Source organism: Paraburkholderia phytofirmans PsJN (assembly GCF_000020125.1).
Lineage (GTDB): Bacteria > Pseudomonadota > Gammaproteobacteria > Burkholderiales > Burkholderiaceae > Paraburkholderia > Paraburkholderia phytofirmans.
The window spans coordinates 3,807,168-3,823,046 of record NC_010681.1 but is presented as its reverse complement, the minus strand read 5'-3'; the positions used below and the strand labels follow the sequence as shown (position 1 = coordinate 3,823,046).

The following is a 15,879-nucleotide window of genomic DNA, read 5'->3' as shown; positions in this document are numbered from 1 at the left end:
AGGGCGCAGGCAACGTTCTGTTAGAATGTCACGCTTTCAGCCTTGTCCGTTTGCTCTGCCCGTTTCGCGTCTCCTGGCGCCGCACCGTGCGCCAAAGTGAACCGGCATTCGAGCATCCGGGCCTCAAGCGCGCACCGCTTTCTGACTCTGTCTCCGGACTCGACATGACGACCCCGTCTCCCGCACCCACCTCCTTGATGGCCAACGCAATCCGCGCGTTGTCCATGGACGCCGTTCAAAAAGCGAATTCCGGCCACCCCGGCATGCCGATGGGCATGGCCGAAATCGGCGTGGCTTTGTGGTCGCGTCATCTGCGCCACAATCCGAAGAACCCGCAATGGGCCGATCGCGACCGTTTCGTGCTGTCGAACGGTCACGGCTCGATGCTGCTCTACTCGCTGCTGCACCTGACCGGCTACGATCTGCCGATCGACGAGCTGAAGAATTTCCGCCAGATGCATTCCAAGACGCCGGGTCACCCGGAATACGGCATTACGCCGGGCGTCGAGACGACCACCGGCCCGCTCGGCCAGGGTCTGGCGAATGCGGTCGGCATGGCGCTCGCCGAGTCGCTGCTCGCCACTGAATTCAACAAGCCTGACGCGAAGATCGTCGACCACCACACGTACGTGTTCGCCGGCGACGGCTGCCTGATGGAAGGCATCTCGCACGAAGCCTGCTCGCTGGCGGGCGTGCTTAAGCTGAACAAGCTGATCGCGTTCTACGACGACAACGGCATCTCGATCGACGGCGAAGTGGTGCACTGGTTCCACGACGACACGCCCAAGCGCTTCGAAGCGTACGGCTGGAACGTGATCCCGAACGTGGTCGGCCACGACGTCGAAGCGGTCGACGCGGCCATCAAGCAAGCCAAGCAATCCGACAAGCCCACGCTGATCTGCTGCAAGACGGTGATCGGCGAAGGCTCGCCGAACAAGGCCGGCAGCCACGATTCGCACGGCGCGGCGCTCGGCGAAAAGGAAGTCGCGGCCACGCGCGAAAAGATCGGCTGGAAGTGGGAGCCGTTCGTGATCCCGCAAGAAGTCTACGCAGCGTGGGACGCGAAAGAAGCCGGCGCGCGCAACGAGTCCGAGTGGGACAAGGCGTTTGCCGCGTACGCAGCCAAATATCCGCAGGAAGCTGCTGAATTCAAGCGCCGCGACGCGAAGCAATTGCCCGCCGACTGGAAAGAAAAGGCCAAGGCAATCATCGCCGGCGCGAACGAACGCGCTGAAACCGTCGCGACTCGCAAGGCGTCGCAGCAGGCTATCGAAGCTTTGTCGGCCGTGCTGCCGGAACTGCTCGGCGGCTCCGCCGACCTGACCGGTTCGAACCTGACCAACTGGAAGGCCGCCAAGCCCGTGCGTGTGAACGCGGAAGGCCAGGCCGCCGGCAACTACGTCAACTATGGCGTGCGCGAATTCGGCATGAGCGCCGCGATCAACGGCGTCGCGCTGCACGGCGGCTTCAAGGCTTTCGGCGGCACGTTCCTGACGTTCTCGGACTACAGCCGCAACGCGCTGCGCGTGGCCGCTCTGATGAAAGCGCCGTCGATCTTCGTGTTCACGCACGACTCGATCGGTCTCGGCGAAGACGGCCCGACTCACCAGTCGATCGAACACGTTGCGAGCTTGCGTCTGATTCCGCACCTGCAAGTGTGGCGTCCGGCTGATACCGTTGAGACCGCGGTGGCCTGGACCCACGCGGTCGAGCATCATGGCCCGTCGGCCCTGATCTTCAGCCGTCAGAACCTGCCGTTCTCGGAGCGTACCGACGCGCAGATCGCCAACATCGAGAAGGGTGGTTACGTGCTGCGCGACTGGAACGACGAAATCGTCGCGCGCAAGGTCATCCTGATCGCCACCGGCTCGGAAGTCGAACTGGCGCTGAACGCGATCGAGCCGCTGGCGCGCGAAGGCATCGCGGCGCGCGTTGTGTCCATGCCGTCGACCACCGTGTTCGACAAGCAGGACGCCGAGTACCGTGAACGCGTGCTGCCGCAAGGCGTGCGCCGCGTCGCGATCGAAGCGGGCGTCACGGATTTCTGGCGCAAGTACGTGGGTCTGGAAGGCGGCGTGGTCGGCATCGACACGTTCGGCGAATCGGCCCCGGCGGGCGTGCTGTTCAAGCATTTCGGCTTCACCGTCGAACACGTGGTAGAGACGGCAAAAGCCGCCCTCGGCTGATCCTGAGCAAGCGTTGCCGCTGGCGTGCGAACGCGCGGCAACGCTGTCAGTCAGACGAACCTGGACGTATTTTTTTAGCCCTCAGGAGATAGACCATGACGATTCGCGTCGCAATCAACGGCTACGGCCGGATCGGCCGCAACACGCTGCGCGCCTTCTATGAAAACGGCAAGAAGCACGATATCGAAATCGTCGCCATCAACGATCTCGGCGATGCCAAGACCAACGCTCACCTGACGCAATACGACACGGCGCACGGCAAGTTCCCGGGCGAAGTGTCGGTGGACGGCGACTACCTCGTTGTCAACGGCGACAAGATCCGCGTACTGGCTAACCGCAACCCGGCTGAACTGCCGTGGGGCGAGCTGAATGTCGACGTCGTGCTGGAATGCACGGGCTTTTTCACGACCAAGGAAAAGGCGAGCGCGCACATCAAGGGCGGCGCGAAGAAGGTGATCATCTCGGCGCCGGGCGGTAAAGACGTCGACGCCACAATCGTCTACGGCGTGAACCACAACGTGCTGAAGGCATCGGACACGGTGATCTCGAACGCATCGTGCACGACGAACTGCCTGGCGCCGCTCGTCAAGCCGCTGAACGACAAGATCGGCCTGGTGAACGGTCTGATGACCACGATCCACGCTTACACGAACGACCAGGTTCTGACGGACGTGTATCACGAAGACCTGCGCCGCGCGCGCTCGGCCACGCACAGCCAGATCCCGACCAAGACCGGCGCGGCTTCGGCTGTTGGCCTGGTGCTGCCGGAACTGAACGGCAAGCTGGACGGCTACGCGATTCGTGTTCCGACGATCAACGTGTCGGTGGTCGATCTGTCGTTCATCGCCGCGCGCGACACGACGGTCGAAGAAGTCAACGCGATCATGAAGGAAGCGTCGGAAGGCTCGCTGAAGGGCATTCTCGGCTACAACGAGGCACCGCTGGTGTCGATCGACTTCAACCACAACCCGGCTTCGTCGACGTTCGACGCTACGCTGACCAAGGTGTCGGGCCGTCTGGTGAAGGTGTCGAGCTGGTACGACAACGAGTGGGGCTTCTCGAACCGCATGCTGGACACGGCTGTGGCGCTGGCCAACGCGAAGTAACCGACTGCGCCTTGCGCGCATTACGCCCTGCAAAGCCGGCTTCGAACCGGCAGTGGCTGGGCAAAGAAAAACCGCTCTTCGGAGCGGTTTTTTTTCGCCTGCGCCTGCGCGTGCGCTTACGCTTGCGGCGTCGGGAAATAGACGCCTGCGCGCTGCGCGGCGTTCGAAATATGCGTCTCGATTGCTTTGCCGGCCGCGGCCGAATCGCGCGCCTTGAGCGCATCCAGAATCACGCGATGCTCGTTGTACGTGGACAGCACCAGTTCGCGCCGGTAGAACGGCATGCGCTGGCTTTCCTTCATGATTTCCGCACTGCTGCTCAGAATCGATTCGATCGCCGCGTTGCCGGCAATGTTGACGATCCGCATGTGGAAGTCGTAGTCGAGGCGGGCGGCTTCGTCGAGTTCGTCGCAGGCAAGCGCCGTTTGCATGGCTGTGATGTTGTCTTCGAACCAGGCGAGGTCGGAATCGCTGACCGCCAGCGCCGCCATGCGCGCGATAAAGCCTTCCAGCGCGAAGCGCATCTGATAAGTGTCCGGCAGCGACGACTGCTCTGCAAACCGCCATGCATGCGCGGCCGAGGCCTGCGCGCTTTCCACGTACACACCCTTACCGGGCCGGATCACCAGCAGACCGAGCGCTTCGAGCGTCGAAAGCGCTTCGCGCAACGACGCGCGACTGATCGCGAGTTCTTCGGAGAGTTGACGCTGCGCCGGCAGCAGACTGCCCACGGGATAGACGCCCGCTTCGATCCGCTCGCGGATGGTCGCGATGGCGGCATCGGTAACGGTATGCGGGACGTTTTTCATCGTTGTCTCACTGTGGTGGCGCGGTCTGACCAGCATTGTAGTACGCGCTCTCAACGCTCGTGTGGCTTGCTGCGCGCCGCCGCTGAGCGGGCCTGAAACCGCTGCAAAAACAGCGGGTAAACACCGTTCTACGAATCCTTGACGTCAGTATATCGGCTTCCTACTATTCGAGATAACAGTACTGGTCGGACCAGTCTGAACAGATGTGAATCGCAACCAGGAGGAAGCCGTGTTGAAATTTTTCAATTCGCTGTTTGGCCGGGTCGTCATAGCGCTGGTGGCGGGCATTGTGGTCGGCGCCGTTTTTCCGCACTTCGCCCAATCGCTGCGCCCGCTCGGCGACGGCTTTCTCAAGCTGATCAAGATGGTGATCGGCCCAATCGTCTTTTGCGTGGTGGTCAGCGGCATGGCGCATGCCGGCGACTTGCGCAAGGTAGGGCGCGTCGGTCTTAAGGCCGTGATCTACTTCGAGGTGATGACGACGATCGCGCTCGTGATCGGCGCGATCCTGGCGTACGTCACGCGTCCGGGCGTCGGCATGAACATCGATCTGCACTCGCTGGATCCGGCCTCGCTCTCGACCTACACCGAGCATGCGAAGAGCCTCAAGGACACGGCCGGCTTTCTGCTGAAGATCATCCCCGACACGGCGATCAACGCGTTCGCTACCGGCGACATTCTGCAAATCCTCGTGTTTTCGGTGCTGTTCGGCTCGGCGCTGTCGCTGCTCGGCAATAAGGCGCAGCGCGTGAGCAGTCTGATCGACGAACTGTCGCAAGTGTTTTTCCGCGTGATGGGCTTCATCATCAAGCTCGCGCCGCTCGGCGTGCTCGGCGCGATCGCGTTCACCACCGGCACGTACGGCGTCGAGTCGCTCAAGCAGCTCGGCATGCTGGTGCTTGTGTTCTATCTGAGCTGCTTCGTGTTCGTGGTTGTGGTGCTGGGCGTCGTTATGCGGCTCGCCGGCTTCAGCATCTTCAAGCTGATTCGCTACCTGCGCGAAGAGCTGTCGATCGTGCTCGGCACCGCTTCCTCGGACGCCGTGCTGCCGCAAATCATGCGCAAGCTCGAATGGATGGGCGTCAAGGATTCGACCGTCGGGCTCGTTATCCCGACCGGCTACTCGTTCAATCTCGACGGTTTCTCCATCTATCTCACGCTCGCGGTCATCTTCATCGCTCAGGCCACCAACACGCCGTTGTCGGTGCATGACCTGATCGTGGTGGTGCTGGTGTCGCTGGTGACGTCCAAGGGCGCGCACGGCATTCCCGGCTCGGCGATCGTGATTCTGGCTGCCACTTTGTCTGCGATTCCGGCGATTCCCGTACTCGGCCTCGTGTTGATCTTGCCGGTCGACTGGTTTGTCGGCATTGCCCGCGCGCTGACCAACCTGATCGGCAACTGCGTGGCGACGGTGGTGGTGGCCGTGTGGGAAAACGATATCGACCGGGCGCGCGCGCATCGCGTGTTGAATCGCGACGAAGCCTTGCGCTACGTGCCGGCCGGCGAAGATGCCGAACCCGCGGCTGCCGGCGAGCACGCTCCGGCTGTCTGAACCTGAGAACCTCAATAGAAACCGCGCGCCATTGCAGCGCGCTCCTGGCGCCGGCAGATCTGAAGAATGCCGGCTTCCCTTCACTTTTCGCTGCCTGACCGAGACCAGAGACTATGGCTAATCCGATCCTCGACCCCAACGCTCCCGCTTTCACGCGCCGCTACATGAACCTCGCCGACCCGCGTCTGGGCGCAAAGGCGCTTTTCGCCAGCGACGAATTCTTCGCGCCGAAAGAACGCATGCTGGAGCCGCAGCCTGCGGTGTTCATCCCCGGCAAATACGACGACCACGGCAAGTGGATGGACGGCTGGGAAACCCGCCGCAAGCGCACCACCGGCCACGACTACTGCGTGATCCGCCTCGCGCACCCGGGCGTCGTGCACGGCGTGGATCTCGATACGAGCCACTTCACCGGCAACTTCCCACCGGCGGCGTCGATCGACGCCTGCTACGTGGACGGCGACGCGCCGCCCGATAACGCCGACTGGCAAACCCTCGTGCCGGCCACCACGCTGCAGGGCAATCAGCACCACTACGTCGACGTGAGCGACGCGCGCGCCTTCACGCATCTGCGCGTGAATCTGTATCCGGACGGCGGCCTCGCGCGCTTGCGCGTGTACGGCCAACCCAAGCGCGATTGGGAGCGCGTGGAGCGCGGTACGCTGCTGGATCTGGCGGCGATCGAGAACGGCGCCTACCTGGTCGCGGCGAACAACCAGCATTTCGGGCCGGCCTCGCAGATGCTGATGCCGGGCCGCGGCGTCAACATGGGCGACGGTTGGGAAACCCGGCGCCGTCGCGAGCCGGGCAACGACTGGGCGATCGTCGCGTTGGCGCGGCCGGGCGTGATCCGCAAGATCGAAGTGGATACGGCGCACTTCAAGGGCAACTTCCCGGACCGCTGTTCGCTGCAAGCCGCATCGGTGACGGGCGGCACAGACGATTCGCTCGTAACGCAGGCGATGTTCTGGCCGGTACTGCTCGGCGAACAGAAATTGCAGATGGACCACGTCCACACCTTCGCGGACAACCTCGCTGCGCTGGGCCCGGTCACGCATGTTCGTTTCAATATCTTTCCTGACGGCGGCGTGTCGCGCCTGCGCCTGTGGGGCGAAATCGCATAGCGGAGTGGCGTCGATGAAGACATTGCAGATGAAACGCCTCACGCGCGCGGCCTTCGCGCCGTTCGGCGATGTGATCGAACTGGACGGCGCGCGGCATTTCGCCATCAACGGCGGCACCACCGAGCGCTATCACGACCTGGCCAGCGTCGACGTGACGGAGAACGGCGGCCGGCCGCTGATCAACCTGTTTCGCGCGCAGCCGCGCGCGCTGCCGGTCGAGATCACGATGATGGAGCGGCATCCGCTCGGCAGTCAGGCTTTCATTCCCTTAACTGCGGGGCGTTATCTGGTGGTCGTCGCGCAGGCCGGCGAGTTCGATCCGGCGCAGATGCGCGCCTTCTGGACCGACGCGTGGCAGGGCGTGAACTATGCGAAAGGCGTCTGGCATCACCCGTTGCTCGCGCTCGATCGGGTGAGCGATTTCGTGGTGGTCGATCGTGGCGGCGAGCAGCCTAATTGCGACGAATTGTCATTGGCGGAGCCGTGGCGGCTCACGTTCGAAGCCAGCGCCGAACTGGTGGAATAGGATCGCAACCGCTCCCCCAAAAAACACCGCCGCGGATGCAAAAAGACCCGGCCGATTCGCATCGGCCGGGTCTTTTTTTGCACGCCTGACCGCGCACCCCAGCGCGGCCGACACCGCGTCAATGCTTGCGATGCGGGCAGTTTTCCTTGGTGCAGGCGCCATACAGCGCCAAAGCGTGTTCCTGCAGCTTGAAGCCGCGTTCCTTCGCGATGGACTGCTGACGGCTCTCGATTTCCGAGTCGAAAAATTCTTCGACGAGCCCGCAATCGAGGCACACGAGGTGGTCGTGGTGCGAGCCTTCGTTCAGTTCGAACACAGCCTTACCCGACTCGAAATTGCTGCGCGAGAGCAGGCCCGCCTGCTCGAATTGCGTCAGCACGCGATACACGGTTGCAAGACCGATATCGAGTTCTTCGTGCAGCAGGTTGCGGTACACGTCTTCGGCCGTCAGGTGGCGCACCGGGCTGTGCTGGAAAATCTCAAGGATTTTGAGGCGCGGAAGGGTCGCCTTGAGCCCGATATTCTTGAGATCGGTTGGATTGGTCATGACAAGGGATCCCTAGAGTACAATGCTGGGCTCTCATAGTAATGTGTTTTTGCCGTTCTGGTCATCTTCGATGGAATGAAACTCGCGCGGCTCGTCAGCGGGCCCGCACGGTGAGTGAAATGATTTCAAAATCTCAATTGATCTACCGGGGGAGCCGCATGCGGGGTACCTTGATCGCTGTTGCGACTGTCGCGGTTCTTGCCGGATGTTCCACTTACGACAGCCTGACACAGCGTATTGCCCAAAGCATCACGCCGTACCGCATTACCGTGGTGCAAGGCAATTTCGTCTCGAAAGAAGCGGCTGCACAGATGCAGGTCGGCTTGTCCCGCGCGCAGGTCAAACAACTGCTCGGCACGCCGCTCCTGACCGACATGTTCCACGCGGATCGCTGGGACTACGTGTTCTATTTCAAGCGCGGCTCGACTAGCGTCGTGCAGCAGCGCGACTTTGTAGTCATGTTCGCGGGCGACCGCGTCGCCAGCTGGTCGGGTGGCGAAGATCTGCCGTCCAACCTCGAGTTGCTGGCTGAAATCGACGGCGACAAGCTGGGCAAGAAGAAGGCCGCAGCGGCCGTGGCAAGTGGTGCGAGCGCTGCAAGCGCACCGGAGGCGGTTGCAGCGCCGGCTACGCCGGACACCACGCGTTCGCCGACCGTTGCCGGCGCTGCCGCAGCAGGCGTTCCGTCCACGGACGCCAACGCCGAAGCCGCGCAAGCCGCCAATCGTGCGACCAATGCCGTGCAGTTGTCGCCCAATGTGCGTCCGAGCGTGCCGAGCGCGCCGACCGCCAACGGCGGCGGCATTCCGCAGCAAAGCCCGACCGCCGCGGGTCAGCCGCAGTTCCAGTTCCACCGTCCGCCGCCGCCGCAAAATCCGGGTACGGACAACAGCAATCCGGTTGGACCGACGGGCCCGCAAAGCAGCAACGGCGGCCCTACGCACAACGCGCCGCTGACCTCTACTCCGGCTTCGGGAACGGGCGGCTAATCTCGCGGTCCGTGTGTTAAGACGGGCGCTGCGCGCGGGCGACCGCACCGTGCAAAGCGTCCGTCCGGTTCGTCGTTCTTTCAGTCATGCGCGGCGCCCGGGTGTGCTGCCCGCCGCCGCTTTTGCCCCTTTGCCGGGTTTTGCCTTTCGAACCCTCGTAGCCATGAAAATTGCCATTGCTGGCGCATCGGGCCGTATGGGCCGCATGCTCATCGAAACAGTCCTCAACGATTCCGACGCCACGTTGTCCGGCGCGCTCGACCGCGCGGGCTCCCCGCAACTCGGTCAGGACGCCGGCGCATTTCTGGGCAAACAGACGGGCGTCGTGCTGACCGACGACGTCGAGCGCGTGTTCGCCGAATCCGATTACCTGATCGACTTCACGCGCCCCGAAGGCACGCTGATGCATCTCGAAGCGGCGCAGCGTCACAACGTGAAAATGGTGATCGGCACGACCGGCTTCGACAACGAGCAGAAGGCGCAACTGCGCGCGGCGGCGGACAAGATCGCCATCATGTTCTCGGCGAACATGAGCGTGGGCGTGAACGTCACGCTGAAGCTGCTCGAATTTGCGGCCAAGCATTTCGCGACCGGCTACGACATTGAAATCATCGAGGCGCATCATCGTCACAAGGTCGACGCGCCGTCCGGCACAGCGCTGGTCATGGGCGAGGTGATCGCCAACGCGCTCGGCCGCAATCTCGACGACTGCGCGGTCTACAGCCGCGAAGGCGTGACCGGCGAACGCGACCCGTCCACGATCGGTTTTTCGGCGATTCGCGGTGGCGATATCGTCGGCGACCATACGGTGCTGTTCGCGGGCATCGGCGAGCGCATCGAAATCACGCACAAATCGGCGAGCCGTCTGTCGTACGCGCAAGGCGCGCTTCGTGCTGTGCGTTTCCTCGAAAGCCACGCAACCGGCTTCTTCGACATGCAGGACGTGCTCGGTCTGCGTTGAACGTGTCCTGAGCGAACCGAAGTGGCATTGCGCCCCGCGTTCGCCCCCTGAAATCACAACGCCACGGCGAGGTCAGATGGCAGGCAGCAGCGGCATCATCCATTACCTGCAAACCAGCGATGCCATCACGCATGGCGTCGCGTACGTGCTGCTGGCCATGTCGATTGCGAGCTGGTGCTTTCTGATCGTCAAAAGCTGGATTCTTACGCGCGCCAAGCGCCAAGCCACGCGAGCCATTGCGCTGTTCTGGCAGGCGCCCACGCTGTCCGAAGGCGTCGCGGCGTTAAAGCGCGCGGACCGCGAGCGCGTCTTCACGCCGCTGGCCGAAGCGGCGCTGCATGCGTCTGAAGTGGACATTCCGGGCGCGCTGCTCGCGCGTGTCGAACGCGGCGAGCGGGTGCTGCGGGCGCTGCGTCAGGCGCTCAGCGCTTCGCAGCGGCGGCTCGAATTCGGCCAGGTGCTGCTGGCGTCGGTGGGCAGCACCGCGCCGTTCGTCGGCCTGCTCGGCACCGTGTGGGGCATTTATCATGCGCTCGGCAGCATCGCGGCGAGCGGTCAGGCGCAGATCGAAAACGTCGCCGGACCGGTCGGCGAAGCGCTCATCATGACCGCCTTCGGCCTCGTGGTCGCGATTCCGGCTGTGCTTGCCTACAACGTGCTTGGACGGATGGTGCGGCAGTTGTCGGAGGAACTCGACGGCTTCGCGCACGACCTGCACGCCTACGTGTGCGCGCCGGCGGAGCAGGGCCATACGCAGGCGCCGGCGCGGGTCCAGCAGGCCCCGACCCACTAAGCGCGCTCGGGCGGAAGGAGCGATATGGCATTCGGCGGACTCGAGAAGAAGCAGACGGCCGCGCCCATGGCCGAGATCAACATGACGCCGCTGATCGACGTCATGCTGGTGCTGCTGGTGATTTTTATCATTACCGCGCCTTTATTCACGCACGCGATCCGGCTCGATTTGCCGAAAGTCGCGGCCGCACCGGCGCGCCAGACGCCGCAAACCATTTCCCTTTCCATCGACGCCGCCGGCAAGCTCTATTGGGACGGCAGCGTGATCACGCTCGAGCAGATGCGCGCGCGTTTCGCGCAAGCGGGCAAAGAGAGCGATCAGCCGGAGATCCAGCTGCGCGCCGAGCGCTCCACGCGCTACGAGGTGATTGCGCAGGTGATGGGCGCGGCGCAGCAGGCCGGTCTCGAGCGGATCGGTTTCGTGACGGATCCGCCTCCGCCGGCTGCAAAGCCGTAGCAGCGCCAAAATCTTCGGAGCGGGCGGCTAGTGTGGCCGTTGCGCTTCCGGATCGCGTGCGAGTTGCTTTTGCACCGCACGACGCAAACACTTTCCGAGCCGAGCCGAGCCGAGCCGAGCCGAGCCGAGGCATGCAGCACGCCGCGCGGCGGACCCGTCCGCGGACGGTATAATCAGCCCTTTCCCCCGCCGACGGGGAAACGACGCCATTTCATCCAGCAGAGCACCAAAGCGGCCGGTGCGAAAGCACCGACCCAGCGACTCCATCACACCATGCACGAAAAATACGTTCCCTCCGACGTCGAATCCGCCGCGCAAGGGCAATGGCGCGCCATCGACGCGTACAAGTCGACGGAAACCACCGACAAGCCCAAGTTCTATTGCGTCTCGATGCTGCCGTACCCGTCGGGCAAGCTGCACATGGGCCACGTGCGCAACTACACGATCAACGACGTGATGTACCGCTATCTGCGGATGAACGGCTACAACGTGCTGATGCCGATGGGTTGGGACGCGTTCGGCATGCCGGCGGAAAACGCCGCAATGGCCAACAACGTGCCGCCGGCCAAATGGACCTACGACAACATCGCTTACATGAAGAAGCAGATGCAGTCCATGGGCCTCGCGATCGACTGGTCGCGCGAAGTCGCCACGTGCAGCCCGGACTACTACAAGTGGAACCAGTGGCTGTTCCTGAAGATGCTGGAAAAGGGCATCGCGTACAAGAAAACCGGCACCGTCAACTGGGATCCGGTCGATCAGACCGTGCTTGCCAACGAGCAGGTGATCGACGGCCGCGGCTGGCGTTCGGGCGCGCTCGTCGAAAAGCGCGAAATCCCGATGTACTACATGCGCATCACGCAGTACGCGGACGAACTGCTGAACGACCTCGAAGGCCTCGGCTGGCCCGAGCGCGTCAAGATCATGCAGCAGAACTGGATCGGCAAGAGCTTCGGCGTGAACTTCGGCTTCCCGTACGAGATCGACGGCGAACAGAAGCTGCTGCGCGTGTTCACCACGCGCGCCGACACGATCATGGGCGTCACGTTCTGCGCAATCGCCGCCGAGCATCCGCTCGCCACGCGCCTCGCGAAAGACAAGCCGGAATTGCAGGCCTTCATCGAGGAATGCAAGCGCGGCGGCGTGGCTGAAGCCGACGTCGCGACCATGGAAAAGAAGGGCATGGCGACCGGCTTCACCGTCACGCATCCGCTCACGCAGGAACAGGTCGAAGTGTGGATCGGCAACTACGTGCTGATGAGCTACGGCGAAGGCGCCGTGATGGGCGTGCCGGCGCACGACGAGCGCGACTTCGCGTTCGTGAAGAAATACGGTTTGCCGATCAAGCAGGTGGTCGCGGTTGAAGGCAAGGAATACTCCACCGATGCCTGGCAGGAATGGTACGCCGACAAGACCGGTACGCTGATCAACAGCGGCAAATACGACGGCCTTGGCTATGAAGCAGCGGTGGATCAGATCGCCGCGGACCTAAAAGAACTCGGCCTCGGCGACAAGCAGATCACGTGGCGTCTGCGTGACTGGGGCGTGTCGCGTCAGCGTTACTGGGGCACGCCGATTCCGATCATCCACTGCCCGACTTGCGGCGACGTGCCGGTGCCGGAAAAAGACCTGCCGGTGGTGCTGCCGGAAGATCTCGTGCCGGACGGCACGGGCAATCCGCTCGCCAGGTCCGAAGCGTTCGTGAACTGCACCTGCCCGACCTGCGGCGGCGCGGCCAAACGCGAAACCGACACGATGGACACGTTCGTCGATTCGTCGTGGTACTTCTACCGCTACGCGTCGCCGGATGCGAAGACCATGGTCGACGAGCGCACCGACTATTGGGCGCCGATGGACCAGTACATCGGCGGGATCGAGCACGCCATTCTTCACCTCTTGTACTCGCGCTTCTGGGCGAAGGTGATGCGCGACATGGGCCTCGTCAACTTCGGTGAGCCGGCGAAAAATCTGCTCACGCAGGGCATGGTGCTCAACGAAACGTATTACCGCGAAAACGAAGCGGGCAAGAAGACCTGGTACAACCCGGCCGACGTGACCGTTTCGTTCGACGATAAAGGCCGCCCGGTCGGCGCAGTCCTGAATGAGGACGGTCAGCCGGTGGTGCTCGGCGGCGTCGAGAAGATGTCGAAGTCGAAGAACAACGGTGTCGATCCGCAATTGCTGATCGATCAGCACGGCGCGGACACCGCGCGTCTGTTCGTGATGTTCGCCGCACCGCCCGAGCAGTCGCTCGAGTGGTCCGGCTCGGGTGTGGAAGGCGCGAGCCGTTTCCTGCGCCGCGTGTGGAGCTTCAGTCAGGCGAACGAAGCCGCTTTGCGCCAGGGCGGCACGTTCGACGCCGCGCAACTCAGCGACGTGGAGAAGACGCTGCGCCGCGAGATCTACAGCGTGCTGAAGCAGGCTGATTTCGATTACCAGCGTCTGCAGTACAACACGGTGGTATCGGCGGCCATGAAGATGCTCAACGCGCTCGACAGCGCGAAGGGCGCCCGCCCGGCGGTGCTGCGCGAAACCCACAGCGTGCTGCTGCGCGTGCTGTATCCGGTTGTGCCGCATCTCACGTTCCAGTTGTGGCAGGAACTCGGTTACGCCGACGAACTCGGCTCGCTGCTCGACGCGCCGTGGCCGAAGGTCGACGAGAAAGCGCTGGAGCAATCCGAGATCGAACTCGTGCTGCAAGTGAACGGCAAGGTGCGCGGTGCGATCACGGTGGCGAAAGAAGCCTCGCGCGAAGCGATCGAACAGCTCGCGGCCGCGCATGAGATGGTCGCGAAGTTCAGCGAAGGCAAGGCGCCGAAGAAGATCGTCGTGGTGCCGGGTCGCCTCGTGAACGTGGTCGTGTGAGCTTCGACGAAGACATGACAGCAGGCAGGACGCCGCCGCGCGTGGCGGCGCTTGTCCGCGCTGCGGAATCTACTGCGAACCAGGAGCCAATGTGACTCGCAGATCGTTTTTGACGCTGGCTTGCAGCGTATTGATGTTGACCGCTTGCGGCTTCCAGTTGCGCGGCCAGCAGAACTACGCATTCAAACGCCTCTATATCTCCGGCGGTTCCGCGGCGGCGGGCGCGCGTCTCGCGCGTATCGTGGAAGGCGGCAGCGACACGGTGGTGGTCACGTCGATCGCGAATGCCGACGCCACGTTGCAGATCACCGAAGGCCGCGGCATCGGCACGCTGACGCTGAACTCGTTGGGCGTGGTCGAAGAGTATCAGCTGAATCTCAACATGAACTATTCGCTGACGGCCAAAGACGGCACGCTGCTGATTCCGCCGAGCGTGATCGCGTTGAATCGCGCGATGACCTATAGCGATCAGTTCTCGCAAGCGAAAGCCTCCGAAAGCAACATTCTCTTCGACGACATGGAAAGAGACGCGATCGACCAGCTCACGCGCCGTCTGGCCGTCGTGCGCTCGATGCATCCGGCGCCGGGCGAGGAAGTGCCGTCGGTTGCGCCGCGCGCGCCGTTGCCACCGCCGCCACTGTGAGCGTCGTGCTTCGTTCAATGTGCTGCACCTGTTCAACCTCGCCGATCGGTAGCCATGCAACTGCGACTTGACGCGCTTGAAGCGCATTTCGCCAAAGGACTCGCCGGACTGTACGTCGTGTACGGCGACGAGCACCTGCTCGCGCAGGAAGCGTGCGACCGCATTCGCGCCACGGCGCGCGCGGCCGGCTTTACCGATCGTTCGGTGTTCACGGTGGAGCGCGGTTTCGACTGGAGTTCGCTGCTGGGCGCGAGCCAGTCGATGTCGCTGTTCGGCGACCGGCAACTGGTCGAGCTGCGCATTCCATCAGGCAAGCCCGGCAAGGAAGGCGCGGACGCGCTGAAAGCGCTCGCGGCTGCCGTCAACGACGACGTGCTCACCATGATCACGCTGCCGCGGCTCGACGTGGCCACGCAGAAGTCGGCGTGGTTTACGGCTTTGTCCGATGCGGGCGTCGCGTTGAAGATCGATCCGGTCGAGCGCGCGCAGTTGCCGAATTGGGTTGGGCAGCGGCTCGCCGCGCAAGGCCAGCGAGTCGCCGCAGGCGAAGAAGGGCGGCGCGCGCTGGCGTTCATCGCCGAGCGCGTGGAAGGCAATCTGCTCGCCGCGCATCAGGAAATCCAGAAGCTCGGGCTGCTGTATCCGGCGGGTTCGTTGAGCTTCGAACAGGTTCAGGACGCCGTGCTCAACGTCGCCCGTTACGATGTTTTCAAGCTGAACGAAGCGATGCTGGCGGGCGATGTAGGCCGCTTGTCGCGCATGCTCGACGGCTTGCGTGGCGAAGGCGAGGCCGCGGTGCTGGTGCTATGGGCCGTGGTCGAAGAAGTGCGCACGCTGCTGCGGATCAAGCGCGGCGTAGCGGCCGGCAAGGCGCTTGCAATGCTGGTGCGCGAGAACCGCGTGTGGGGTCCGCGTGAGCGGCTGATCGGCCCGGCCTTGTCGCGCGTGAGCGAAGGCGCGCTGGAAAAGGCGCTCGCGCTGGCGGCGCGGCTCGATCGTCAGGTGAAGGGGTTGTCGGGCGGAACGCCGGGCAATCATCGCAACGATCCTCCGCCTGATCCGTGGGACGGTCTGTTTGAACTCGCCATGACGGTGGCTTCGCCGAAGACGGCGCCCGTGCCGCCGCCACGACCTCGAAGCTTGACAGCTGCGCCGGCGCGAAGGCCTGTCTGAGCCGCAGCGGCTAGTTTGATTGGCCTGCGCGGAGTGTGCGGAACTGCTGGCGCTAGTGCGCCGAACCGCTTTCAGGCGAGCGACATTCGGCAGTCGGCGGCTCAGGCTACCTGGATGCCGCCGGCACTGCCGCCGCAAGCAAAGCG

The 15,879-nt window shown here is 63.5% G+C and carries 14 protein-coding genes; 12 read left to right on the top strand and 2 right to left on the bottom strand.

The window, feature by feature from the left end:
• Window positions 1–164: 164 nt before the first annotated feature.
• Together tkt and gap are read left to right on the top strand one after the other, a co-directional pair.
• Window positions 165–2,186: a transketolase gene (gene tkt / locus BPHYT_RS16840; protein ID WP_041759038.1), complete on the top strand. Its 2,022-nt coding sequence runs from the start codon at window positions 165–167 to the stop codon at window positions 2,184–2,186.
• 95 nt (window positions 2,187–2,281) lie between these two features.
• The gene (gap, locus tag BPHYT_RS16835; protein WP_012434345.1) at window positions 2,282–3,292 is read left to right on the top strand and encodes a type I glyceraldehyde-3-phosphate dehydrogenase; all 1,011 of its coding nucleotides are present in this window, start codon (window positions 2,282–2,284) and stop codon (window positions 3,290–3,292) included.
• A 116-nt stretch (window positions 3,293–3,408) separates the two neighbouring features.
• On the opposite strand, the gene BPHYT_RS16830 is transcribed toward gap, so the two are convergent.
• Entirely contained in the window at window positions 3,409–4,101 is a 693-nt protein-coding gene (locus BPHYT_RS16830; RefSeq protein WP_012434344.1) for a FadR/GntR family transcriptional regulator, read from the bottom strand.
• Window positions 4,102–4,330: 229 nt separating this feature from the next.
• Here BPHYT_RS16830 and BPHYT_RS16825 point away from each other — a divergent pair, with 229 nt between their 5' ends.
• The 3 genes from BPHYT_RS16825 to BPHYT_RS16815 all read left to right on the top strand — a co-directional run bounded on the left by BPHYT_RS16825 (window position 4,331) and on the right by BPHYT_RS16815 (window position 7,306).
• The gene (locus BPHYT_RS16825) at window positions 4,331–5,656 is read left to right on the top strand and encodes a C4-dicarboxylate transporter DctA (protein ID WP_012434343.1); all 1,326 of its coding nucleotides are present in this window, start codon (window positions 4,331–4,333) and stop codon (window positions 5,654–5,656) included.
• 113 nt (window positions 5,657–5,769) lie between these two features.
• Window positions 5,770–6,780 carry an allantoicase gene (gene alc / locus BPHYT_RS16820; RefSeq protein ID WP_012434342.1) on the top strand — a complete coding sequence of 337 codons (1,011 nt, stop codon included), beginning with the start codon at window positions 5,770–5,772 and terminating at the stop codon, window positions 6,778–6,780.
• A 13-nt stretch (window positions 6,781–6,793) separates the two neighbouring features.
• Window positions 6,794–7,306, top strand: coding sequence for an ureidoglycolate lyase (locus BPHYT_RS16815; protein WP_012434341.1), 513 nt, complete (start codon window positions 6,794–6,796; stop codon window positions 7,304–7,306).
• 118 nt (window positions 7,307–7,424) lie between these two features.
• Here BPHYT_RS16815 and fur read toward each other — a convergent pair whose 3' ends face one another.
• Entirely contained in the window at window positions 7,425–7,853 is a 429-nt protein-coding gene (gene fur, locus BPHYT_RS16810; RefSeq protein ID WP_012434340.1) for a ferric iron uptake transcriptional regulator, read from the bottom strand.
• A gap of 158 nt (window positions 7,854–8,011) precedes the next feature.
• Between fur and BPHYT_RS16805 the strand changes: the two genes are divergently transcribed.
• From BPHYT_RS16805 to holA, 7 genes are all read left to right on the top strand, one after another.
• Window positions 8,012–8,842 (top strand): outer membrane protein assembly factor BamE, encoded by an 831-nt coding sequence (locus tag BPHYT_RS16805; RefSeq protein WP_012434339.1) that lies wholly within the window; start codon window positions 8,012–8,014, stop codon window positions 8,840–8,842.
• A gap of 163 nt (window positions 8,843–9,005) precedes the next feature.
• Window positions 9,006–9,803: a 4-hydroxy-tetrahydrodipicolinate reductase gene (gene dapB, locus BPHYT_RS16800; RefSeq protein WP_041758577.1), complete on the top strand. Its 798-nt coding sequence runs from the start codon at window positions 9,006–9,008 to the stop codon at window positions 9,801–9,803.
• Window positions 9,804–9,879: 76 nt separating this feature from the next.
• Window positions 9,880–10,596, top strand: a complete 717-nt coding sequence (locus BPHYT_RS16795) for a MotA/TolQ/ExbB proton channel family protein (RefSeq protein ID WP_012434337.1) — start codon at window positions 9,880–9,882, stop codon at window positions 10,594–10,596.
• Window positions 10,597–10,620: 24 nt separating this feature from the next.
• A complete protein-coding gene (locus BPHYT_RS16790; protein ID WP_012434336.1) occupies window positions 10,621–11,052 on the top strand; it encodes an ExbD/TolR family protein in 432 nt (143 codons plus the stop codon).
• A gap of 273 nt (window positions 11,053–11,325) precedes the next feature.
• Window positions 11,326–13,917, top strand: a complete 2,592-nt coding sequence (leuS, locus tag BPHYT_RS16785) for a leucine--tRNA ligase (RefSeq protein ID WP_041758574.1) — start codon at window positions 11,326–11,328, stop codon at window positions 13,915–13,917.
• Between the two features lie 91 nt (window positions 13,918–14,008).
• Window positions 14,009–14,560 (top strand): LPS-assembly lipoprotein LptE, encoded by a 552-nt coding sequence (locus BPHYT_RS16780; RefSeq protein ID WP_012434334.1) that lies wholly within the window; start codon window positions 14,009–14,011, stop codon window positions 14,558–14,560.
• 54 nt (window positions 14,561–14,614) lie between these two features.
• On the top strand, window positions 14,615–15,733 hold the full coding sequence (gene holA / locus BPHYT_RS16775) for a DNA polymerase III subunit delta (RefSeq protein ID WP_012434333.1): 1,119 nt from the start codon (window positions 14,615–14,617) through the stop codon (window positions 15,731–15,733).
• The last annotated feature ends 146 nt before the right edge of the window (window positions 15,734–15,879 follow it).

Excerpts from the sequence above, each read along its gene's own strand:
- BPHYT_RS16805 (WP_012434339.1), top strand. The coding sequence starts at position 8,012 with ATGCGGGGTACCTTGATCGCTGTTGCGACTGTCGCGGTTCTTGCCGGA.
- tkt (WP_041759038.1), top strand. The coding sequence starts at position 165 with ATGACGACCCCGTCTCCCGCACCCACCTCCTTGATGGCCAACGCAATC.
- gap (WP_012434345.1), top strand. The coding sequence starts at position 2,282 with ATGACGATTCGCGTCGCAATCAACGGCTACGGCCGGATCGGCCGCAAC.
- alc (WP_012434342.1), top strand. The coding sequence starts at position 5,770 with ATGGCTAATCCGATCCTCGACCCCAACGCTCCCGCTTTCACGCGCCGC.
- BPHYT_RS16790 (WP_012434336.1), top strand. The coding sequence starts at position 10,621 with ATGGCATTCGGCGGACTCGAGAAGAAGCAGACGGCCGCGCCCATGGCC.
- holA (WP_012434333.1), top strand. The coding sequence starts at position 14,615 with ATGCAACTGCGACTTGACGCGCTTGAAGCGCATTTCGCCAAAGGACTC.
- fur (WP_012434340.1), bottom strand. The coding sequence starts at position 7,853 with ATGACCAATCCAACCGATCTCAAGAATATCGGGCTCAAGGCGACCCTT.
- BPHYT_RS16830 (WP_012434344.1), bottom strand. The coding sequence starts at position 4,101 with ATGAAAAACGTCCCGCATACCGTTACCGATGCCGCCATCGCGACCATC.
- dapB (WP_041758577.1), top strand. The coding sequence starts at position 9,006 with ATGAAAATTGCCATTGCTGGCGCATCGGGCCGTATGGGCCGCATGCTC.
- leuS (WP_041758574.1), top strand. The coding sequence starts at position 11,326 with ATGCACGAAAAATACGTTCCCTCCGACGTCGAATCCGCCGCGCAAGGG.
- BPHYT_RS16815 (WP_012434341.1), top strand. The coding sequence starts at position 6,794 with ATGAAGACATTGCAGATGAAACGCCTCACGCGCGCGGCCTTCGCGCCG.
- BPHYT_RS16795 (WP_012434337.1), top strand. The coding sequence starts at position 9,880 with ATGGCAGGCAGCAGCGGCATCATCCATTACCTGCAAACCAGCGATGCC.